This window comes from Streptomyces sp. NPDC086519 (genome assembly GCF_040686075.1).
GTDB classification, from domain to species: domain Bacteria; phylum Actinomycetota; class Actinomycetes; order Streptomycetales; family Streptomycetaceae; genus Streptomyces; species Streptomyces shenzhenensis.
In genome coordinates this window covers 17,090-35,660 of record NZ_JBFBJL010000043.1, presented here as the reverse complement: position 1 = coordinate 35,660, position 18,571 = coordinate 17,090, and the positions used below count along the sequence as shown (strand labels likewise).

At 71.3% G+C, this 18,571-nt stretch carries 23 protein-coding genes and 1 pseudogene; 11 read left to right on the top strand and 13 right to left on the bottom strand.

Features of this window, described 5'->3' with window-relative positions; all coding sequences use genetic code 11:
* Nucleotide 1: 1 nt before the first annotated feature.
* Complete coding sequence (locus tag AB0P24_RS32450; protein WP_365800271.1) at nucleotides 2-1,090, top strand: PadR family transcriptional regulator; 1,089 nt, start codon at nucleotides 2-4, stop codon at nucleotides 1,088-1,090.
* Between the two features lie 54 nt (nucleotides 1,091-1,144).
* On the opposite strand, the gene AB0P24_RS32445 is transcribed toward AB0P24_RS32450, so the two are convergent.
* Entirely contained in the window at nucleotides 1,145-2,110 is a 966-nt protein-coding gene (locus AB0P24_RS32445; protein WP_365800269.1) for a zinc-binding dehydrogenase, read from the bottom strand.
* A 319-nt stretch (nucleotides 2,111-2,429) separates the two neighbouring features.
* A complete protein-coding gene (locus tag AB0P24_RS32440) occupies nucleotides 2,430-3,662 on the bottom strand; it encodes an NADP-dependent malic enzyme (protein WP_365800267.1) in 1,233 nt (410 codons plus the stop codon).
* Nucleotides 3,663-4,245: 583 nt separating this feature from the next.
* On the opposite strand from AB0P24_RS32440, the gene AB0P24_RS32435 reads away from it, so the two are divergent.
* The 3 genes from AB0P24_RS32435 to AB0P24_RS32425 are packed head-to-tail and all read left to right on the top strand — an operon-like array spanning nucleotide 4,246 to nucleotide 6,962.
* Nucleotides 4,246-5,205, top strand: coding sequence for an ABC transporter substrate-binding protein (locus AB0P24_RS32435; protein WP_365800265.1), 960 nt, complete (start codon nucleotides 4,246-4,248; stop codon nucleotides 5,203-5,205).
* Between the two features lie 30 nt (nucleotides 5,206-5,235).
* Nucleotides 5,236-6,165, top strand: coding sequence for an amino acid ABC transporter permease (locus AB0P24_RS32430; protein WP_365800263.1), 930 nt, complete (start codon nucleotides 5,236-5,238; stop codon nucleotides 6,163-6,165).
* A complete protein-coding gene (locus tag AB0P24_RS32425; protein ID WP_365800261.1) occupies nucleotides 6,162-6,962 on the top strand; it encodes an amino acid ABC transporter ATP-binding protein in 801 nt (266 codons plus the stop codon). Before AB0P24_RS32430 ends, AB0P24_RS32425 begins: the two co-directional genes overlap by 4 nt.
* A 74-nt stretch (nucleotides 6,963-7,036) precedes the next feature.
* On the opposite strand, the gene AB0P24_RS32420 is transcribed toward AB0P24_RS32425, so the two are convergent.
* Nucleotides 7,037-7,816, bottom strand: coding sequence for a class I SAM-dependent methyltransferase (locus tag AB0P24_RS32420; protein WP_365800259.1), 780 nt, complete (start codon nucleotides 7,814-7,816; stop codon nucleotides 7,037-7,039).
* A 100-nt stretch (nucleotides 7,817-7,916) separates the two neighbouring features.
* Here AB0P24_RS32420 and AB0P24_RS32415 point away from each other — a divergent pair, with 100 nt between their 5' ends.
* Nucleotides 7,917-8,564: a CGNR zinc finger domain-containing protein gene (locus tag AB0P24_RS32415; protein ID WP_365800257.1), complete on the top strand. Its 648-nt coding sequence runs from the start codon at nucleotides 7,917-7,919 to the stop codon at nucleotides 8,562-8,564.
* Here AB0P24_RS32415 and sodX read toward each other — a convergent pair.
* Nucleotides 8,450-8,902: a nickel-type superoxide dismutase maturation protease gene (sodX, locus tag AB0P24_RS32410; protein WP_365800348.1), complete on the bottom strand. Its 453-nt coding sequence runs from the start codon at nucleotides 8,900-8,902 to the stop codon at nucleotides 8,450-8,452. The genes AB0P24_RS32415 and sodX overlap by 115 nt on opposite strands.
* A 145-nt stretch (nucleotides 8,903-9,047) precedes the next feature.
* Between sodX and sodN the strand changes: the two genes are divergently transcribed.
* Complete coding sequence (gene sodN / locus AB0P24_RS32405; protein WP_020130742.1) at nucleotides 9,048-9,443, top strand: superoxide dismutase, Ni; 396 nt, start codon at nucleotides 9,048-9,050, stop codon at nucleotides 9,441-9,443.
* Nucleotides 9,444-9,586: 143 nt separating this feature from the next.
* On the opposite strand, the pseudogene AB0P24_RS32400 reads toward sodN, so the two are convergent.
* From AB0P24_RS32400 to AB0P24_RS32385, 4 genes and pseudogenes are all read right to left on the bottom strand, one after another.
* Nucleotides 9,587-9,730 (bottom strand): annotated as a pseudogene (locus tag AB0P24_RS32400) (site-specific integrase); the annotation flags it as partial.
* Between the two features lie 129 nt (nucleotides 9,731-9,859).
* Nucleotides 9,860-10,237: a hypothetical protein gene (locus AB0P24_RS32395; protein ID WP_365800255.1), complete on the bottom strand. Its 378-nt coding sequence runs from the start codon at nucleotides 10,235-10,237 to the stop codon at nucleotides 9,860-9,862.
* Nucleotides 10,234-10,908: a hypothetical protein gene (locus AB0P24_RS32390; protein WP_365800253.1), complete on the bottom strand. Its 675-nt coding sequence runs from the start codon at nucleotides 10,906-10,908 to the stop codon at nucleotides 10,234-10,236. Before AB0P24_RS32390 ends, AB0P24_RS32395 begins: the two co-directional genes overlap by 4 nt.
* A complete protein-coding gene (locus AB0P24_RS32385; protein ID WP_365800251.1) occupies nucleotides 10,899-11,489 on the bottom strand; it encodes an RNA polymerase sigma factor in 591 nt (196 codons plus the stop codon). The genes AB0P24_RS32390 and AB0P24_RS32385 overlap by 10 nt, the downstream gene beginning before the upstream one ends.
* A 155-nt stretch (nucleotides 11,490-11,644) precedes the next feature.
* Between AB0P24_RS32385 and AB0P24_RS32380 the strand changes: the two genes are divergently transcribed.
* The 5 genes from AB0P24_RS32380 to AB0P24_RS32360 all read left to right on the top strand — a co-directional run bounded on the left by AB0P24_RS32380 (nucleotide 11,645) and on the right by AB0P24_RS32360 (nucleotide 14,156).
* The gene (locus tag AB0P24_RS32380; protein ID WP_365800346.1) at nucleotides 11,645-12,133 is read left to right on the top strand and encodes an Asp23/Gls24 family envelope stress response protein; all 489 of its coding nucleotides are present in this window, start codon (nucleotides 11,645-11,647) and stop codon (nucleotides 12,131-12,133) included.
* A gap of 76 nt (nucleotides 12,134-12,209) precedes the next feature.
* Nucleotides 12,210-12,377 carry a hypothetical protein gene (locus tag AB0P24_RS32375; RefSeq protein ID WP_365800249.1) on the top strand — a complete coding sequence of 56 codons (168 nt, stop codon included), beginning with the start codon at nucleotides 12,210-12,212 and terminating at the stop codon, nucleotides 12,375-12,377.
* Complete coding sequence (locus AB0P24_RS32370) at nucleotides 12,374-12,781, top strand: Asp23/Gls24 family envelope stress response protein (protein WP_365800247.1); 408 nt, start codon at nucleotides 12,374-12,376, stop codon at nucleotides 12,779-12,781. Before AB0P24_RS32375 ends, AB0P24_RS32370 begins: the two co-directional genes overlap by 4 nt.
* A gap of 112 nt (nucleotides 12,782-12,893) precedes the next feature.
* On the top strand, nucleotides 12,894-13,520 hold the full coding sequence (locus tag AB0P24_RS32365) for a DUF6286 domain-containing protein (protein WP_365800245.1): 627 nt from the start codon (nucleotides 12,894-12,896) through the stop codon (nucleotides 13,518-13,520).
* Between the two features lie 30 nt (nucleotides 13,521-13,550).
* Nucleotides 13,551-14,156, top strand: coding sequence for an alkaline shock response membrane anchor protein AmaP (locus AB0P24_RS32360; RefSeq protein WP_365800243.1), 606 nt, complete (start codon nucleotides 13,551-13,553; stop codon nucleotides 14,154-14,156).
* 119 nt (nucleotides 14,157-14,275) lie between these two features.
* Here AB0P24_RS32360 and AB0P24_RS32355 read toward each other — a convergent pair whose 3' ends face one another.
* The 5 genes from AB0P24_RS32355 to AB0P24_RS32335 form a co-directional block, all read right to left on the bottom strand.
* Entirely contained in the window at nucleotides 14,276-14,548 is a 273-nt protein-coding gene (locus AB0P24_RS32355; protein WP_365800344.1) for a hypothetical protein, read from the bottom strand.
* A gap of 262 nt (nucleotides 14,549-14,810) precedes the next feature.
* Entirely contained in the window at nucleotides 14,811-15,350 is a 540-nt protein-coding gene (locus AB0P24_RS32350; protein ID WP_365800242.1) for a DUF5994 family protein, read from the bottom strand.
* A 194-nt stretch (nucleotides 15,351-15,544) separates the two neighbouring features.
* The gene (locus AB0P24_RS32345) at nucleotides 15,545-16,522 is read right to left on the bottom strand and encodes a magnesium transporter CorA family protein (RefSeq protein ID WP_365800240.1); all 978 of its coding nucleotides are present in this window, start codon (nucleotides 16,520-16,522) and stop codon (nucleotides 15,545-15,547) included.
* A gap of 156 nt (nucleotides 16,523-16,678) precedes the next feature.
* Nucleotides 16,679-17,158, bottom strand: a complete 480-nt coding sequence (locus tag AB0P24_RS32340) for a GNAT family N-acetyltransferase (RefSeq protein WP_365800238.1) — start codon at nucleotides 17,156-17,158, stop codon at nucleotides 16,679-16,681.
* A 15-nt stretch (nucleotides 17,159-17,173) separates the two neighbouring features.
* Nucleotides 17,174-18,544: an MATE family efflux transporter gene (locus tag AB0P24_RS32335; protein ID WP_365800236.1), complete on the bottom strand. Its 1,371-nt coding sequence runs from the start codon at nucleotides 18,542-18,544 to the stop codon at nucleotides 17,174-17,176.
* Between the last annotated feature and the right edge of the window lie 27 nt (nucleotides 18,545-18,571).

The window sequence follows — 18,571 nt, the reverse complement described above, 5'->3', positions numbered from 1 at the left end:
CATGCCTCCCGTCTTCGCCCACGGCCGCCTCCGCCTCTACCTCCTCAAGCTGCTGGACGAGGCCCCGCGCCACGGATACGAGGTGATCCGCCTGCTGGAAGAGCGCTTCCAGGGCCTGTACGCCCCGTCGGCGGGCACCGTCTACCCCCGCCTCGCCAAGCTGGAGGCCGAGGGCCTGGTCACGCACACCACCGAGGGCGGCCGCAAGGTCTACGCCATCACGGACGCCGGCCGGGCTGAACTCGCCGACCGGAGCGGCGAGTTGGTGGACCTGGAGCTGGAGATCCGCGAGTCGGTCGCCGAACTGGCCGCCGAGATAAGGGCCGACGTGCGCGGTGCGGCCGGTGATCTGCGCCGCGAGGTGCGCGCGGCCGCCTCCGAGGCCCGGCACGGCGCCGGGAAGGGGACCGGGGAGAACGGCGACCTCGGCGACCTCGGCGACAAGGAGTCGTGGCGGGCCGCCAAGGAGGAGATGCGCCGGGTCAAGCAGGAGTGGAAGGAGCAGGCCCGCCGCGCCAAGGACGAGAGCCGCCGGGCCCGTGACGAGGCCCAGCGGGCCCGCCGGCAGGCCCAGGAGGCCCAGGCCCGGGCACGTGCCCAGGCCCAGGAGGAGATGCAGCGCATCGCCCGCCGGGTGCAGGAGCACGTCCAGGACCACTTCTCGCGCGGCGACTGGCCGACGGGCGTCCGCGAGGGCCTCGCCGAACTCGCCAAGGAATTCGGCGAGTTCGGAAAGGACTACGGAAAGGAGTTCGGCAGGGACTTCGGCTCCGGCGCCCGCCCCGAGCCGGATTCCCGAACCGGCCCGGACCTGCGCAAGCCGACACCCGCACCGACACCGGCACCGGAGTACTCGCAGACCCCGGAGGACTTCCCGGCGCAGTACGTCCCCGCGTGGGCGCACGGCGAGGAGACCGGCACCGGCGACCCGGCCCGCGACCTCGACCGGCTCCTGGACCGTTTCCGCGACGACCTCCGCGACGCGGCCCGCGACCACGGAGTCACCGCGGACCAGCTCCGCGAGGCCCGCCACCACCTGTCGACGGCGGCGGCCCGCATCGGAGCGCTGCTGCGCACCCCCACACCCTGAGGAACGGCCGTACGGGTACGGGCCCCGCCCCACCCGGCCGGCCGCTCAGGCCGCTCAGGAGCTGGTCAGCACGATCTTCCCGAACTGATCGCCGGACTCCAGCCGCTCGAAGCCCTCGCGGGCGCGGTCGAGCGGAAGCAACTCGTCGATGACGGGACGTACGCCGGTGGCGGCGCAGAAGGCGAGCAGGTCCTCCAGTTCGTCCTTGGTGCCCATGGTCGAGCCCACGACCTTCAGCTCGAGGAAGAAGATCCGGGTCAGCTCGGCGTGCGGGGGACGGTCGCCGCTGGTGGCGCCGGAGATCACGACGGTGCCCCCGGGCCGCAGCGATTTCACCGAGTGGGACCAGGTGGCGGCGCCGACGGTCTCGATGACCGCGTCCACGCGCTGCGGCAGCCGGGCCCCCGGCTCCACGGCTTCGACGGCGCCCAGTTCCAGGGCCCGCTTCCGCCTCGCCTCGTCGCGGCTGGTGGCGAAGACCCGCAGCCCGGCGGCCTTGCCGAGGACGATCGCGGCCGTGGCGACACCGCCGCCCGCGCCCTGCACGAGGACCGAGTCGCCGGGGCGGACGCCGGCGTTGGTGAAGAGCATCCGGTAAGCCGTCAGCCAGGCGGTCGGCAGGCAGGCGGCCTCGGCGAACGACAGTTCCCTGGGCTTGGGCAGGATGTTCCAGGTGGGCACGGCGACCTGCTCGGCGAAGGTGCCCTGGTAGCGCTCGGTGAGGATGGACCGGGGCTCGTCCGGACCGACCCCGTGGCCGCTCTGGCCGATCACGGAGTGCAGGACGACCTCGTTGCCGTCCTCGTCGACACCGGCGGCGTCACAGCCGAGGATCATCGGCAGCCGGTCCTCGGGGAGACCGACGCCGCGCAGGGACCAGAGGTCATGATGGTTGAGGGAGGCGGCCCGCACATCGACGGTACTCCAGCCGGGCCGGGCCAAGGGCGCGGGGCGCTCCCCCGACTCAAGGCCGGAGAGCGGCTGGTCGCGGTCGATTCGGGCGGCGTAGACGGCGAACATAGGGCCGACGATAGGTTCCCGGAGCCGGGCACGAAACCGGGGACCGTTGTGACACATCCCCTCTTGCGCACAGCCACCTCGCACGGGACGCCCGCACAAACGCCCCGTAAGGGGCGCGAGGCCGTGACATGTGCGGCTCCGCCGCGTGGGCGCGCTCAGCCCCCACCGACCGGCCACCCGCAGACGTCCGGCTGCACCCCGATCGCGGGGGTCCGGGGGGCAGCAGCCCCCGGCACAACGGCCACCTTTGCAGCCACCCGAACGGGTGGGCCGGCGGGAAAAGAAATGGCCCCGCCCAAGAAGAGCGAGGCCATTCGAGTCACCGCCGGGCAACCCCTTCGGCCCGTGCGGCAGCAGCCACCGCCGCGGTCACCGCAGGCGCCACCCGCTCATCGAACGGAGACGGAATGACATAGTCGGCGGCAAGATCATCGCCGACGACCGCGGCCAGCGCCTCCGCCGCCGCGATCTTCATCCCCTCGGTGATCCGGGAGGCCCGCACCTGGAGCGCGCCCGCGAAGATCCCCGGGAACGCCAGCACGTTGTTGATCTGGTTCGGGAAGTCCGACCGCCCGGTCGCCACGACCGCCGCGTACTTGTGGGCGACGTCGGGGTGCACCTCCGGGTTCGGGTTGGCCATGGCGAACACGAACGCGCCCTCGGCCATCGAGGCGACGGCCTCCTCCGGGACCGTACCGCCGGAGACGCCGATGAAGACGTCGGCGCCGGCCAGCGCGTCCTCCAGGGAGCCCTTGATCCCGGCCTTGTTGGTGAACCCGGCGACCTCGCGCTTGACCGCGGTGAGGTCGTCGCGGTCGGCCGAGATGACGCCCTTGCGGTCGGCGAGGGCGACGTCCCCGATGCCCGCCTCGACCAGCATCTTGGCGATGGCGACCCCGGCCGCGCCGGCGCCCGAGATCACCGCCCGCAGCTGCCCGATCTCCCGTCGGCTGAGCCGCGCCGCGTTCCGCAGCGCCGCCAGCGTCACGACGGCCGTACCGTGCTGGTCGTCGTGGAAGACCGGGATGTCGACCCGCTCCTGGAGCCTGCGCTCGATCTCGAAGCACCGCGGTGCCGAGATGTCCTCCAGGTTGATCCCGCCGAAGGACGGGGCGAGCCGGACGACGGTCTCCACGATCTCGTCGACGTCGGTGCAGGCGAGGGCGAGGGGGACCGCGTCCACGCCGCCGAACTGCTTGAAGAGGATCGCCTTGCCCTCCATCACGGGGAGGGAGGCCTCGGGACCGATGTCCCCGAGGCCGAGCACGGCCGTACCGTCGGTGACGACGGCCACGACGGACGACTTCCATGTGTAGTCGTTGACCAGCTCGGGCTGTTCCGCGATCGCGGTGCACACGCGCGCGACTCCGGGCGTGTACGCGAGGGAAAGGTCGTCCTTGTCACGGAGCGGCACGGTGGCCTGCACGGCCATCTTGCCGCCGCGGTGCAGCGCGAACACCGGATCGAAGGAATCGAGGGGCTCGGCCCCGCCGTCCTGGTCCGTAGTGCCCGACGCGCTGTCGCTGCGAGGATTGACGATCTCCGCTGCCACTTGTCTTACCCCTTAGGTATGCATGGTTTGAGGGTCGGCCACTCCCGGTGAGGGAGTGGGCGGGCACCGCGCAGGGCCCGATCACTGATACGTACGAGTGGCACGTACGAGCGCCTGCGCGACGGGCGCGCCGCACACGCGCCCTGAGCCCCGGATGAGGGGTGTAAAGAACCTTCTTACCGGACAGACAGCGCTCCCGACGAGTCGAATAGGCGCAAGGTCACATCACGGATGTCGTAGGTAACCGACAGATGAGCGGCCGGGTGACCGGCGGACGGCCACCAGACAGGGCCTGGGATGAACCGGCGGTGAACCGAAGATCTTACGGCCAGAAGGTCGGATTCCCGCAGATGTGCGGGGCGGCGGGTCGAGGAAGGACCGGCCTGACGCGTCTCGGGGGTCACCCGTTATCCGATTTTGACATGGTCGCAGGTCTGTTTGGACCAATCCCAATGGCAGGATGCCGTAAACCCACGAGGTCGCGACACCCGAAGGTGTGTGTTTCCGTCGACCCATCGGCATATCGGCATATCAGACACATCGGTATATCGGCTTGTCCTACCCACCGCCGGAGGAACCCACCATGACCGCAAGCTCCACCCGTCGTACCACCGTCGCGCGCAACAGGACCGCCGCGTTCGGTGCGATCGCGGTCGCAGGCGCTTTGATCCTCACCGGCTGCGGCGACCAGACGGACAAGGGCGGCGACAGCGGCTCGTCCTCGTCGTCCTCGGCTCCGCTGGCGGGCAAGCTGCCCGCCGACATCCGCAAGGCCGGTGTGATCAAGGTGGGCTCGGACATCGCCTACCCGCCGGTCGAGTACATGCAGAGCGGCAAGGCCGTGGGTGTCGACCCGGACATCGCGGACGCGCTCGGCAAGCAGCTGGGCGTCCGGTTCGACTTCCAGAACGGCAAGTTCGACCAGCTCATCGTGGGCCTGCAGGCCAACCGCTTCAACGTGATCATGTCGGCAATGAACGACACCAAGGACCGCCAGAACGGCATCGACTCCGACACCGGCAAGAAGGTCGGCAACGGCGTCGACTTCGTCGACTACTTCACCGCCGGCACCTCGATCCTCGTCCAGAAGGGCAACCCGAAGGGCATCAAGTCCCTGGACGACCTGTGCGGCAAGGTCGTGGCCCTCCAGAAGGGCACCACGTCCGAGGGCATCGCCAAGGCGCAGAGCCAGAAGTGCACCAAGGACGGCAACAAGGCCATCGACCTCCAGACCTTCGACACCGACCCCGAGGCGCTGCTCCGTCTGAAGCAGGGCGCCTCCGTGGCCGACCTGAACGACTTCCCGGTGGCCGCCTACAACGCCAAGACCTCCGGCGGCGGCAAGGACTTCGAGGTCGTCGGCGAGCAGATCGAGGCCGGCCCGTACGGCATCGCGGTCAGCAAGGAGAACACCCAGCTGCGCGACGCGATCCAGGCCGCCATGGCCGCCATCGTCAAGAGCGGCGAGTACCAGAAGATCCTGGAGAAGTGGAACGTCACGCAGGGCGCGGTGACCGAGGCGAAGATCAACGGCGGCTCCTGATCACACGGGCACGACTGAAGGGCCGTCACTGTGACTGACACGGTCGACAGAACTCCGGCGCCGTCCGTGCCGCCGGAGCAGATCAAGGCCATCCCGGTGCGCCACTACGGGCGCTGGGTGTCCGGCGTCGTGGTCCTCGCCCTGGTGGTGCTGGTCGGGATCGCCTTCTCCAACGCGAAGATCAACTACAGCGTCATCCCCGACTACCTCTTCGACCAGGGCATCGTCTCCGGCGCCTGGACCACGCTCTACATCTCGGTGCTGGCCATGGTGCTCGGCGTCGCCCTCGGCGTGGTCCTGGCCGTGATGAGGCTGTCGTCGAACCCGGTCACCAGCACGGTGTCCTGGTTCTACATCTGGTTCTTCCGCGGCACCCCGGTCCTGGTCCAGCTGCTGCTCTGGTACAACATCGCGCTCGTCTTCCCCATCCTGAACCTGGGGTTCTACAAGGACGAGATGAACCAGGTGATGACGCCGGTCCTCACGGCCCTGCTGGGGCTCGGCCTGAACGAGGCCGCGTACATGTCGGAGATCGTCCGGGCCGGCATCCAGTCGGTCGACGAGGGCCAGACGGAGGCCTCGCACGCGCTGGGCATGACCCAGGGCCAGACGCTGCGCCGGGTGATCCTCCCGCAGGCCATGCGGGTCATCATCCCGCCGACCGGCAACGAGTTCATCAACATGCTGAAGACCTCGTCGCTGGCCTACGCGGTCCAGCTCCCCGAGCTGATCAAGAAGGCCACGGACATCTCCAGCACCTCGCTGGCGGTCGTCGAGATGTACTTCGTCGCCTGCATCTGGTACCTGTTCCTGACCACGATCTTCAGCATCGTCCAGTACTACATCGAGCGCCGTTACGCCCGCGGCTCCTCGCGCAACCTCCCGCCCACCCCGCTGCAGCGGCTGCGGAAGAACCTGGGCCAGTGGGGTTCGTTCCGTCGCCCGGAGGTGGCCCGATGAGCGGTCTCGCGAAGGACATCACCCCGCCGAGCAGCGGCGCCCCGATGGTCAAGGCCGAGGGCGTGCACAAGTCGTTCGGTCTCGCGCACATCCTCAAGGGCATCGACCTGGAGGTGCTGCCGCGCGAGGTGTTCTGCCTGATCGGCCCGTCCGGTTCCGGCAAGTCCACGTTCCTGCGGTGCATCAACCATCTGGAGAAGATCAGCGCCGGCCGGCTGTACGTCGACGGCCACCTGGTCGGCTACCGCCAGCAGGGCGACAAGCTCTACGAGCTGAAGGAGAAGGAGGTCGCGGCGCAGCGGCGGGACATCGGCATGGTGTTCCAGCGCTTCAACCTCTTCCCGCACATGACGGCCCTGGAGAACGTCATGGAGGCGCCGGTCCAGGTCAAGCGCGAGTCCAAGGCGGTGGCCCGGGAGCGGGCGCAGCGCCTGCTGGACCGGGTCGGCCTCGGCGACCGCACCGGCCACTACCCGGCGCAGCTCTCCGGCGGCCAGCAACAGCGCGTCGCGATCGCCCGTGCGCTGGCCATGCAGCCGAAGCTGATGCTCTTCGACGAGCCGACCTCCGCGCTCGACCCGGAGCTGGTCGGCGAGGTCCTGGACGTGATGCGGGACCTGGCCGAGGACGGCATGACGATGGTCGTCGTCACGCACGAGATGGGCTTCGCCCGCGAGGTCGGCGACAGCCTGGTCTTCATGGACGACGGCGTGGTCGTCGAGTCCGGCCACCCGCGCGACGTCCTGACCAACCCCCAGCACGACCGGACGAAGTCGTTCCTGTCGAAGGTGCTGTAGCCGTACGGCGCGAAAGGGGCGGTACGAGGCTGCTCGTACCGCCCCTTCGGCGTCCGCCGCCGCCCCCGCGGGGTCTACTTGACGGCCAGCAGCAGGGTGTCCGACGGCGAGCACCACACCGGCCGCGCCTCCCCGAACCCCTGCTCGCGCAGCACGCGCGCGTGCCAGGCGGGCGAGGGCATGTCTCCTTCGGCGTGCTCGCCGTAGATCTCGAAGCGGCGGGCCGTCGGCCCGGCGAGCACCGGGTCCTGGGCCGCCAGCTGCCACCACTCGGCCCAGTCCCGCGCCCCCGCCGCCTTGGCCTGATCCATGCGGCGATGCCGCTGCGCCCGTTCCGCGGCGTTGATCCGGGGCGTGCTGTCGTCGATCATGTGGTCCGCGTTCATGAAGACACCGCCGTCGCGGACGAGCCCCGCGACCTGACCGTAGAGGGCCGCGAGAGGTTCGCTGTGCAGCCAGTGCAGGGCCGTCGCGGTCAGGACCGCGTCGTACGAGTCGTACGGCAGCCGCGCCGCCCACTGCGGGTCCTTGAGGTCGGCGTTGACAAGCGTGACCCGCTCGTCGCCCGCGAAGGTGCCCTCGGCGATGGCGAGGAGGGCCGGGTCGAGGTCGACCCCGGTGCTCACCGCGTCCGGGAAGCGGGCGAGCAGCCGGGCGGTGACGGTGCCGGTGCCGCACGCGAGGTCGAGGACGCGGGGGGCGGTGCCGACCAGCGCCTCCACCATGTCGAGCATGATCCGGAACCGTTCCTCGCGGTCCGGCATGTACCACTCCTGCTGGCGGTCCCAGCTCTCCTGCCAGGCACCCCAGTCGGCCCCGTTCGCGGCCGTCGTGGTCATCGGCGTGTCCGTCATGGCAACCCTCCGCCGCGCACATCCCGTAATACCCTGTAAGCACGACCGGCTGTTACCCGACCGCACGACCGACCATAGAGCGCCCGCGTAAGGACTACAAGTGGAACTGGCCTATTACTCGGATTACGCCGTCCGGCTCGTCAACAGCGAGGAACCGGGCCGGGGCAAGGACTCCCTGACCTCGGTGGAGGCCGTCCGCGATCTCTTCGGCGGCAACCAGCAGGCCGCCCGGCGCGCCACCGAAGCCGACCTCACGCGCTTCCGCTCGGTCCGGGCCCGGCTGCGCGCGGTCTTCGAGGCGGCCGACAGGGGCGAGGAGACCCTCGCGGTGGACCTGCTGAACTCGCTCCTTCTGGAGTTCCCGGTCAGCCCGCAGATCTCCGGGCACGACTTCCGGGACGAGGACGGCCGCCCGCTGTGGCACATGCACCTGGCCGACCACCCGTCCAACGCCACCGCCGGCTACACGGCGATCGCGGCGATGGGCCTGGCCTTCCATCTCACCGAGTACGGCGTCGACCGCCTCGGCCTGTGCGAGGCCGCGCCGTGCCGCAACGCCTACCTCGACACCTCCACCAACCGCTCCCGGCGCTACTGCTCGGACCGCTGCGCGACCCGCGCCAACGTGGCCGCCTACCGGGCCCGCAAACGCCTGGAGGCGGAACGCCCCGACCGGCCCGACCGGTCGGCCGGCACCGGCCTGGCGGCCGCGAGTGCCCAGCGCACCAGCGCCAGCGGCGAACGCTGATCCGCCCGGCGCGGCCGCCAGCGGAACAGGGCCCGGCCGAGGATGAGGTCCTCCGGCACGGTCCCGTAGTCCGTGCTGTCCCCGCCCGCGTACGCGTTGTCCCCGAGCACCCACCAGCCGCCCTCGCGCAGCTCCACGGCCCGCTTGACGACCAGCAGGTCCTGCTGGAAGGGGTGACGCAGGACGACGACGTCACCGGCCCGTACCCGGGCCCCGTACCGCACCAGGAGCTGGTCCCCCTGATACAGCGTGGGCACCATGGACGGGCCGGTCACCTCGGCCAGTCCGAAGAGCACGGCGCCCCTCCCCCGCTCGGTCTCCTGCGACAGCTCCGGCATCGCCGGCACCTCCCCGGTCCGTTCCTCCACCAGTCTCAGTCTGACCCTGGACTTTTGTCCTAAGCCCATGGGGGCACTCGCGAAATCAGGCTTCCCAGGGAGTAATGTCCCACCTGAGAAGACGATCACGAGGGAGGAATGCTCCATGCTTTCCCGCCTGTTTGCCCCCAAGGTCAAGGTCAGCGCGCACTGCGACCTGCCCTGCGGCGTGTACGACCCGGCCCAGGCCCGCATCGAGGCGGAGTCGGTGAAGGCCGTGCAGGAGAAGATGGCCGCCAACGACGACCCGCACTTCCAGGCGCGCGCCACCGTCATCAAGGAGCAGCGTGCCGAGCTTGCCAAGCACCACGTCTCGGTGCTCTGGAGCGACTACTTCAAGCCCCCGCACTTCGAGAAGTACCCGCAGCTGCACCAGTTGGTCAACGACACCCTGAAGGCCCTGTCCGCCGCCAAGGCGTCCACGGACCCGAAGACCGGCGAGAAGGCCCTGGAGCTCATCGCCGAGATCGACAAGATCTTCTGGGAGACCAAGAAGGCCTGATCTTTCTTCATGCCTTCTGACCTGCGATTACTTTGGTTGCAGTGTCTCCGGGTCCGCACCCGGTCCGCAGGCCGCCGAGCACGGCGTCCATGACGGACCGGGTGCGGTCTTCTTCGCCCGGCCTCAGGTGCGCGTAGACCCGCCCCGGTGACGATGCTCGTCCTGACCTCGTCGAGCCAGCGCTGGGCGTCGGGTCTGCGGTCGACGTGGCGGGCGTGCTCCGTGCCGTCGAGATCGCCGTAGCGGGCCCGCCACTTGCCGTTGGGGCGCTTCTGAGTGTTGGCCAAGTGGCTTCTGCCCTGGGCTGGTTGTCGGTGGCAGCCGCCGCACTCGATGCAGTCGGTGAGGGTGCGGGCGGTCCCCGCCACAGCGTGCCGGATCTCCTAGGAGCCGTGGCTGGAAAGGCGCAACCGGACTCACGCCATGTCGTGCCGGGTGGCGATGCCGGTCACGATGACCTCGACGGTGACCCGCTCCACGGCGTCGGGGGCGGCGAGGTGGGAGATGACGGCGGCCCCCACCCGGTCGTGGACGTTCTGGGCGACGTCCAGCGCCCGCCGGCCCTCGGACAGGACGCAGCGCACCTCGATGTGCCATCCCGAACCGTCCGGCGCCCGGTCGGCGCGGATGCCCGCCTCGGGCGTGCGGTGCGGCACGGCGTCCGCCCGGGTGGGCGCGGCGGCTGCCGCCAGCCGGTGGGAGAGACGGGGTTGCAGGCCCGCCACGCCGGGAACCGCGAGGGCCGCCTCGGCCGCCGCGGCGCCAAGAAGTGTGGGCGTGCGGATGACGGTCATCTCGTACCGCCCCCGGTCGGGAGGCCGGGACGGAGGAACGGCTCCGTCTCCAGGACGTCGACCACGGCGATGTCGACGGCCGTCACGGCCAGACCCAGGTCCTGTCCGGCCGAGTGGAGGACCGATCGGCGCACCTGGTGGACCCGGTCGGGCAGGGGACGGTCGAGAGCCGCGGCCAGGGTCATGGTCACCCGCAGGTCGGTGCCTTCGCCCACGGATACAAGCCGGCAGGACTCGGCCCTGGCACCGGGCACCGCGTCCGCGGCCTGCCGGAGTACCTTCGCCGCGGCGCTCTCGGCGATTCGCAGTTCCCGGTCCGGGTCGGGCAGGGGCAGCATCCGTCCGAGCCGTACCTCTGCCCTGACGATGTTCATGACGCGGGCGGCGAGTTCGTGGAGGCCTGGTGTGCCCTCGGCACGCAGCGCTCGGGTGGCCGCGTTCACCGCGGCCAGTCCCTCGGCGGCCTCGCGGCAGTGAGGACAGGAGAGGGTGTGCGGGTCCGCGGCCGGCGCGGCGTCCAGGGCCTGTTCCCAGACCCGGCTGAGCAGCCGGCCGCAGGGCAGGACCTCGTCACCTGCGAACGGGGGGACGTCGGTGGCATCCGGCTCGGGACCGGTCCCGTCGCTCCCGAGTGGTTCGGAAGGCCGGGCGTGCGGGTCGTCTAGCGCCATGGGCCCATCGCCTCCTGCAGGGATCTGCGCGCCCTGAACAGCCTGCCGCGCACCGTCTGTTCGCTGGTCCGCGTCACGTGGGAGATCTCCTCGTAGGACAGGCCCTGCACCTCCCGCAGGATCCAGCAGAGTCGCTGCCCGGCGTCGAGTTCGCCGAGCGCGCGGGACAGGGCGGCGGTGGCCGCGTCCTGCTCGGCGGACCGGGCGGGCTGGGTCCAGGCGTCTGTCGCCGCGGGCTCGGCGACCGCGTCCAGCGGGAGGGGCCGCGACCGGCGGCGGCGCATGGTCAGGCAGCGGTTGACGGTGATCCGGTACATCCAGGTACGGAACTCCGCCCTGTGGTGGTATTCCGGCAACCGGCGCCAGGCGCTGACGAAGGCGTCCTGAACGGCGTCCTCGGCGTCCTGGGGGTTGTTGAGCATGCAGCGGGCCAGGGCGAGGAGGGGCCGGCCGTGCCGCTGGACGAGAACGGCGAAGGAGTCCTCGTCCCCCTCGGCCGCCCGTACAGTCAGCACGCCGTCCGGCAGATCCCGTCCCATCAGGCCGGGGCCCGGTGATGGGGAAACAGCGCTTTCGGTCATGGCGCCCTCACACGACGTTCGGACCCAACGCGTACCCGACCGGCCGGATGTGACACACATCACGCACGATGCGCGTGAGGAACATGGCGCCCGATATGTCCAATCTCTCGAAGGGCGCCACACCGGTGTCCGAGCGACCGATCGAGGCGACCGTCATGACGGACAACATCACCAGCGTCGGCGGGGGCAGCCGGCCCGAGGCGGGCGTGAGCGCGCTCAAGGGCCGCACCGGGGCCGGGACTCCGGCCGAGACACGGGGGAACACCACCATCGCCGACGGTGTGGTGGCCAAGATCGCGGGCATGGCGGCCCGCGAGGTACCGGGCATCTACAACCTGGGAGCGGGGATGGCGCGCGCCTTCGGCGCCATGCGGGAACGCGTCCCCGGCGCAGGCGCAGGCGGGGGCGTCACGCGAGGGGTGAAGGTCGAGGTCGGCGAGCGGCAGGCCGCCGTGGACCTGGACGTCGTCGTCGAGTACGGCGTCTCCATCGTCGACGTCGCCGGCGGCGTGCGCACCAATGTCATCAGCGCCGTTGAGCGGATGACGGGCCTGGAGGTCGTCGAGGTGAACGTCGCCGTCGACGACGTCCACCTGCCCGACGAGGAGGAAGAGGCCGGACCGGACGAGGCCCGCGTGAGGTGAGCCGCCGCCGCGCCCTGAGCGGGCGTGGGTGATCGCGCGCACGGTCACGTACGTGCGCGAGACGGGTGAGTGCAAGATGAACACAGCGACGACGGGCCTAGCAGCCGGTATGGCCCTGGGCTTCGCCGGTTACTTCGGCGGCTTCTGGGCCTTTCTGCTGGTGCTGGTCCTGGGTGCGGCGGGGCTGATCGTCGGCCTCGCCGTACAGGGCGACCTCGACCTCCGGACCCGGAGGCACCGGTGAGGACCCGGCCCGTTCCCCCGGGCGAGCGGCCGAGCCCGCCGGCGCCGGCCGCCGGGCTGCCGCCCCCGGCCGAGCGGGGCGCCACCGTCATCCCGGACAGGGTGGCCGCCCGTATCGCCGCCCAGGCCGCACGCACGGCCCAGTCCCGGCGCGCCGCCGTGCCCCCCGACCGCGGCGGGCCGACGACGCCGAGTGCCTCCGCCGCCGTCCGCAGGGGTTCGGTGCGCCTGCATCTGACCATGGACCTGCCCTACCCCACCGACATCCCCCGCGTCTGCGGGCGGATCCAGCAGGACGTCGCCGAACGGGTCGCCCAGCTGACCGGCTTGCGGGTGGGAGAGGTCCTCCTCACCGTCCGGCGGCTGGTGACCGCCGCCGACGCGAGCCGGGGGCGGGTCCAGTGAGCGGCCACGCGGCCCGGGTCGCACAGCACGCCGTGGAGGAAGGCCGATCGCGATGACACCCGATCCCGGTGCTCCTGGCCGCGGCGGCGCGCCGTCCGCACACCGTGGCGCCGTGCCGCTGACGAAGGAGCCCGACCCGCCCCGACGGGACGTGTCCGCCTCGGACCTGCCACCCGCTGAGCGGGACAGAGGGCACCGAACCCACCGCAAGTGGTCCGGGCGTCGTATCCCGGCGGCGCTGGTCGCCACCGTGATCCTCGTGGCCGCGGCCGCGGCGCTGGTCGACGTCATGGCGGTACGGGCGGGACGTCCGGCGGCGGCCTGGCGACGGCATCTGGCCGACGAACTGGCCACCCGCCCGGTGGACGACGTGTGGATGCTGACGGGAGCCGCTGTGGCCGCCGCCCTCGGCGTCTGGCTGATCGTCCTCGCCCTCACCCCCGGTCAACGCCACTGGCTGCCCCTGCGCTCCCCCGCCGGGTGCCCCCGGCTGCGCGCCTTCCTGGACCGCGACGGCGCCGCCGGTCTGCTGCGCGACGCCGCGATGCGGGTCCCCGGAGTAGGCGCCGCGCATGTCCGGATAGGCCGCCACCGCATCCACGCCCGCGCGGAGGTCCGCTTCCGCGACCCCCAGCGAGTGAAGGACGACCTCGCCGCCGTCCTCGGCGAGGAACGCGACCAGCTGGCCCTCGCTCGCCCTCCCCGCATCGCCGTACGGGTGCGGCAACGCACCGGCTGACCGACAACCGCACCACCGGGAGCCCGCACCATGTCACCGCGATCCGCACTCAACCGCAGTCTGCTGGCCCTCGCCGGACTGGTTCTGCTCGGCGGCGGACTGCTGGTCCTCTTCGCCGGGCTCGACCTCTACCGGCGGCGCGGTCTGGTGCCGCCCGCCGACTGGCCCCTGACCAACCCGTCCGACGTCCTGCTCGGCTCCGCCGACCGGGCACGCTGGAGCAGCCAGGGCTGGTGGTGGCCCGCGGTCATCGCCGCCCTCGCCCTCACCGCCCTGCTCGCCCTGTGGTGGCTGCTCGCGCAGCTGAGCCGACGCCGCCCCGGTTTCCTGCCCCTCGGCGGCACACCACCGCCGGAAGGCGTCGAACTGCGCGACCGCGCACTCAGCGAGGCGATCGCGAACGAAGCAGGTGTGCTGCCAGGGATCGAACACGCGGCCGTACGCATCACCGGCCGACCAGCCCGCCACCGCACCCTCATCAGGCTCACCCTCACCCCCGAGGGTGCGCCCGGTACCACTCTCGGTGCCCTGTGCGAAGGCCCGCTCAGCACCGCTCGCCGGTCCACCGGCCTCCCTGACCCGCCCACCGAGGTCCGCCTGCAGGTCGCACGCCACGGACCACACCGCGTGGAGTGATCAGGAGACCGGCCGTCCCCGCCCCAGCTCCCTTGCGGCTCCCCGCAGTCCCGGGGTCCCCTCGCGTGCGCGACATCCTTGCGAAGGTTCACTTCGGTCCGAGAAGCCGACGCCGCGGCTCAGCCGCGCTCTTCCTCTTCTGTCTCCATCTGCCGGATCCCCTGGTGCGTCAGCGTGATCATCGCGGGCGTGTTGCCCCTCCCCCAGTCCACGACGATCCAGCCTTCGCCCGCCAGGTACATACAGGCAGCGGCCATGTCCTGCTCAGGGATACCGAGGTCGGTACGGAGCTTCGTCCCATCGACGCCCAGGAGGCGATTGCCTTCGGCGGCCTGGTACAGGGCCTGCATGATCCTCTCGCGGTACGTCTTCCGGTCTCGCAATATCGCCATGACGCGCCTTTCTCTACTGCCCGCGGTCGGGCCGAAGCCGATGTCATCCGCGGTCGCCTTCGTGGTGGGGCGCGTCGGAACGGTCGCGTCCACCGCCGACCGACGGTGCCTCCCGGGCCGACGCCCGATCCCCGGCAGAACATCGCTGTAGTGGAAGGCGGCGATCCGTTCGTCGTGCTGACCGTTGAGCTGGTGGATCAGAACGACTCCGACGGCGATCAGAAGGAGCAGCACGGCCACGGCGATGACAGTCATGGTTCGCTCACCTCCGCCGACCAGCGGGCGAAGGCCCTGTCGAGCCGATGGGCCGGGACAGGAACGACGGCCGGCCCGCTCCGCCGTCGCTCTCCCACGCCTCTTCCCTGATCCGGGCATCGAACCCGTCTGTCGCTTCCTCCCGGGCCGGGTCATCGCCGCCGTCGTCGGCCATCAGCTGCGCGGCTGCCTCCGCACCGGTTTCCGGCGGAATCACCAGGACGTCTCGGTGCTGACCATCGGGCAGGCAGAGAGTCAGTCTGTGCGGATCCTGGGCCTGGATGGACCAGCCCACCCGCACGGTACGCCCGGCGACGGACACGCGATGCGGTACGACGGGCCAGTAGGCCGGGTGCACGGTGACACCTGTGATGCAGCCCCAATGGTCGACCAGTGCGGCCATCAGAGTGGGCAGCTCACGGGTGAGGGCACGGGAGCGAGGCCACCACATGCCGTCCAGCCCGCCCGGCGCGGGCGTCAGGGACAGCCGAACCGGCTGGGGCGGCGCGTGCCTGCCCGATGTCGTGCGGTCAATGGTCACGGGCATGGCGCGGACCTGTCCCCGGGCTCTCGGTGCGGCCCGGCGTTGTAGACCACCGGAAACGGCACCCGCAGCGGAGCCGGTACGCGAAGAACTCCCGGTGTCTCCACCCTACTCCGCTCACCAGCCCGGAAAGCCGGGGGTGACCAGGTGTTTTCCTGCCTTCGGAACCTGGTCGCCGGTGCCCGGCACCGGGCCGGTCAGAGCCAGTCCTTGCGCTTGAACGTCAGATACAGCAGGGCGGACAGGGCCACGATGACGGCTGCCGAGGTGATGAACCCGGACTCGCGGCCGAAGCCGGGGTAGGGGAGATTCTGGCCGTAGTAGCCGGTGATCGCGGTGGGTACGGCGATGATCGCGGCCCAGCTCGTCACCTTCTTCATGATCAGGTTCATGCTGTTGGCCTGGACCGAGAGGTTCGTCTCCATGACCGAGGACACCAGGTCCCGCAGCGATTCCGTCCATTCGGTGGCACGCAGCACGTGGTCGTAGACGTCCTGGTAATACGGGACGAGAGCGTCGTTGATCACGTGCAGGCCGGGGCGCATGAGGGTGTTGACCACCTCCCGCATCGGGAGCACGACGCGGCGCAACCGGACGAGCGATTTGCGCAGCGCGAAGGCCCGGCGTTGCACGGCTTCGATCTCACGGCGCCCGGCCACGAAGAGCAGCCCCTCCAACTCCTCAATGCCGTCGTCCAGTTGCTGGACCGCGGCGAAGTGGCCGTCCACGAGATGGTCGAGGAGGCCGTGCAGCAGGAATCCGACACCGTGGCCGGCCAGGTCCGGGCTCTCGTCCCAGCGGGCGACGACCTCCTCGATGTCGAGACCGTCGTCCTTGCGGACGGTGATCATGGCCTGGCCGGTGAGGAATACGGCGATCTCGCTGTACGTCAGTTCCGCACCGTCCGGGCTGACGGTCACGGCGTAGGCACTGAGGAACTCGTGGGTGCGATAGCGGTCGAGTTTCGGCCGCTGCCCACGCTGTGCGGCGTCCTCCAGAGCCAGTTCGTGGATGCCGAACTCCTGGCCGAGCATGGTGAACTCGGCGGTCCCGGGCCGGTACAGGTCCAGCCACACGACCGACTCCGGATCGGCGAGATGCGCGGAGACGTCACCGGCGGGAAAGTCCTCCAGGACCAGAGTGCCGTCGTGATACAGCCGGGTGCGCGTCACCATGGCCCGAGGCTAGTCTCTCGCGCCTCGATCATTCCGCTTACCGACGGCACCTTCGAGAACCGCCTCAGGCAGGCGTGGGACGACAGCCCGGTCCCCGAGCGCTACGTGTTCGACCTCGCCTGCGTCCGGGAGCCCGGACCCGTCGGCGACGACGACCTATGAGGCGGCGGCCAGTTCCTTGAGCGGGGCGCCGGTCAGGCGGCAGATGCGCCACTCGTCGAGGAACTCCGCACCGAGCGACCGGTAGAAGCCGACCGCCGGCTCGTTCCAGGCCAGCACCCACCACTCGAAGCGCTCGAAGCCGCTGCGCAGGCAGAGCGCGGCGAGGGCGGCGAGCAGGGCCCGGCCGTGGCCGCCGCCGCGGGCGTGCGGGCGTACGTAGAGGTCCTCCAGGTGCATGCCCCGGGTTCCGGTCCAGGTCGAGAAGCGGGGGAACCAGAGGGCGTAGCCCACGAGTCCGCCGGTGGTCTCGTCCTCGGCGACCAGCGCGTAGGCCGCGGGGTGGGGGCCGAACAGCGCCTCGCGGAGTTGTTCCCCGGTGGCCCGGGCCTGCTCCTCGGCCCGTTCGTACGCGGCGAGTTCGCGGATCATGGCGCGGATCTCGGGGACGTCGTGCTCGGTGGCGGCGCGGATCATGCAACGGATGATGGGTCACCGGTCCGGTCCGTGTCCATGCGCGTCCGGCCACACCCGCTTCCCCGGCGCCGCGGCGGCCGCGCCGAGGCGGCCGGTGCGGCGCCGGAAGGAGACCGTCTTGGTGACGGCCTGGAGCAGGTTGGCGGCGGCCAGCGCGGCCCACAGACCGGGCAGTCCGGCCTCGTCGGCGACCGGTACGGACACCGCGGCCAGGATCCCGAACCACACCGCCGTCGACACCAGGCTCGGCCCGGCCCGCTTGAGCCCGACGAGCCCGAAGCCCGCGACCGCCTGCAAGGCGTCGGTGACCACCACGGCCAGGACCAGCGGCAGCAGCCGGATCACCTGGTCCGCCACGGCCGGGGTCCCGGTGAACAGGTGCAGCACCCGGTCCCGGAACAGGAGCAGCGCGGCCCCGAGCACGCCCACCGCGCACAGCGCCACCCGCATACCGGCCCACACGCTGCCACGGATCCGCGCCGCGTCCCGGGCCCCGGCGTACCCGGCGACCAGCGGAACCGTGGCCTGCCCGACCGCCACCGCCGCGGTGAAGACCACGTTCACCAGCGCCTCGCAGACACCGTGCACGGCGGCGCTGTCCGTGCCGAGCCGCGCGGCGGCGAAGGTCAGCACCCCGAGCACCGAGAACTTCACCAGCACGGTCGCGCCGAGCGGGATCCCCACCCGGGCCAGCCGCAGGATCAGCCGCGGATCCGGCCGCCCGGGGCGGATGCGCCGGCCGACCAGGACGGTACGGCGGCGCAGCGCCCGCTGGTTGAGCACGGCACCGACCAGGGCGGCGGCGAGCACCGCCAGGCCGGCGCCGGTCAGGCCACGGCTCGGCAGCGGCCCCGGACCGCCGACGAGCAGCACCGACAGCGTCACGGAGACCGCGGTGCCCACCAGTCCGGACCGCATCACCTGGGCGGAGTGGCCGAGGGCGACCAGCACGGACGTCGCCGACGAGCCGACCGCGATCAGCAGCACCGCGCCTGCCAGCAGCCACGGGAACCCACCGAGGGCGGCGAGGACCTCGGGCCGGACCCCGAACGCACCGCCGAGCAGCGGCACCGCCGCGACCGCCGCCGCGCACCCCCCGCCCACCGCGAACGCCAGCCACATGCCGCCGCGCACCAGCGGCAGCAGCTCCTCGGGGTCGTCCCGGTGCGGTGCGACGAACGGCATCACCCCGCGCAGCGCACCCGCCACCGTGGCCGCGGCCGGGCTGAAGACGGCCACCGTGACGGCGAACGCGGCCAGGGAGACGGTGGCGTGACGGCCCAGGAGCGCCGTGTCGACGAGTGAGGCCGCCGCCGCGGCGAGGGTGGACACGTACAGCGGCAGCGCCGCCCTGGCGATGGCCGTGGACGCGCCGCGACCGCTCACGCCCGCGTCGCCCGCGTCGCGACCCGG

What these genes read in the sequence shown, in the direction of transcription:
- AB0P24_RS32450 (WP_365800271.1), top strand. Translation starts at nt 2, where the DNA reads ATGCCTCCCGTCTTCGCCCACGGCCGCCTCCGCCTCTACCTCCTCAAG.
- AB0P24_RS32445 (WP_365800269.1), bottom strand. Translation starts at nt 2,110, where the DNA reads ATGTTCGCCGTCTACGCCGCCCGAATCGACCGCGACCAGCCGCTCTCC.
- AB0P24_RS32435 (WP_365800265.1), top strand. Translation starts at nt 4,246, where the DNA reads ATGACCGCAAGCTCCACCCGTCGTACCACCGTCGCGCGCAACAGGACC.
- AB0P24_RS32425 (WP_365800261.1), top strand. Translation starts at nt 6,162, where the DNA reads ATGAGCGGTCTCGCGAAGGACATCACCCCGCCGAGCAGCGGCGCCCCG.
- AB0P24_RS32420 (WP_365800259.1), bottom strand. Translation starts at nt 7,816, where the DNA reads ATGACGGACACGCCGATGACCACGACGGCCGCGAACGGGGCCGACTGG.
- sodX (WP_365800348.1), bottom strand. Translation starts at nt 8,902, where the DNA reads ATGCCGGAGCTGTCGCAGGAGACCGAGCGGGGGAGGGGCGCCGTGCTC.
- sodN (WP_020130742.1), top strand. Translation starts at nt 9,048, where the DNA reads ATGCTTTCCCGCCTGTTTGCCCCCAAGGTCAAGGTCAGCGCGCACTGC.
- AB0P24_RS32395 (WP_365800255.1), bottom strand. Translation starts at nt 10,237, where the DNA reads ATGACCGTCATCCGCACGCCCACACTTCTTGGCGCCGCGGCGGCCGAG.
- AB0P24_RS32390 (WP_365800253.1), bottom strand. Translation starts at nt 10,908, where the DNA reads ATGGCGCTAGACGACCCGCACGCCCGGCCTTCCGAACCACTCGGGAGC.
- AB0P24_RS32385 (WP_365800251.1), bottom strand. Translation starts at nt 11,489, where the DNA reads ATGACCGAAAGCGCTGTTTCCCCATCACCGGGCCCCGGCCTGATGGGA.
- AB0P24_RS32380 (WP_365800346.1), top strand. Translation starts at nt 11,645, where the DNA reads ATGACGGACAACATCACCAGCGTCGGCGGGGGCAGCCGGCCCGAGGCG.
- AB0P24_RS32375 (WP_365800249.1), top strand. Translation starts at nt 12,210, where the DNA reads ATGAACACAGCGACGACGGGCCTAGCAGCCGGTATGGCCCTGGGCTTC.
- AB0P24_RS32360 (WP_365800243.1), top strand. Translation starts at nt 13,551, where the DNA reads ATGTCACCGCGATCCGCACTCAACCGCAGTCTGCTGGCCCTCGCCGGA.
- AB0P24_RS32355 (WP_365800344.1), bottom strand. Translation starts at nt 14,548, where the DNA reads ATGGCGATATTGCGAGACCGGAAGACGTACCGCGAGAGGATCATGCAG.
- AB0P24_RS32350 (WP_365800242.1), bottom strand. Translation starts at nt 15,350, where the DNA reads ATGCCCGTGACCATTGACCGCACGACATCGGGCAGGCACGCGCCGCCC.
- AB0P24_RS32345 (WP_365800240.1), bottom strand. Translation starts at nt 16,522, where the DNA reads ATGGTGACGCGCACCCGGCTGTATCACGACGGCACTCTGGTCCTGGAG.
- AB0P24_RS32340 (WP_365800238.1), bottom strand. Translation starts at nt 17,158, where the DNA reads ATGATCCGCGCCGCCACCGAGCACGACGTCCCCGAGATCCGCGCCATG.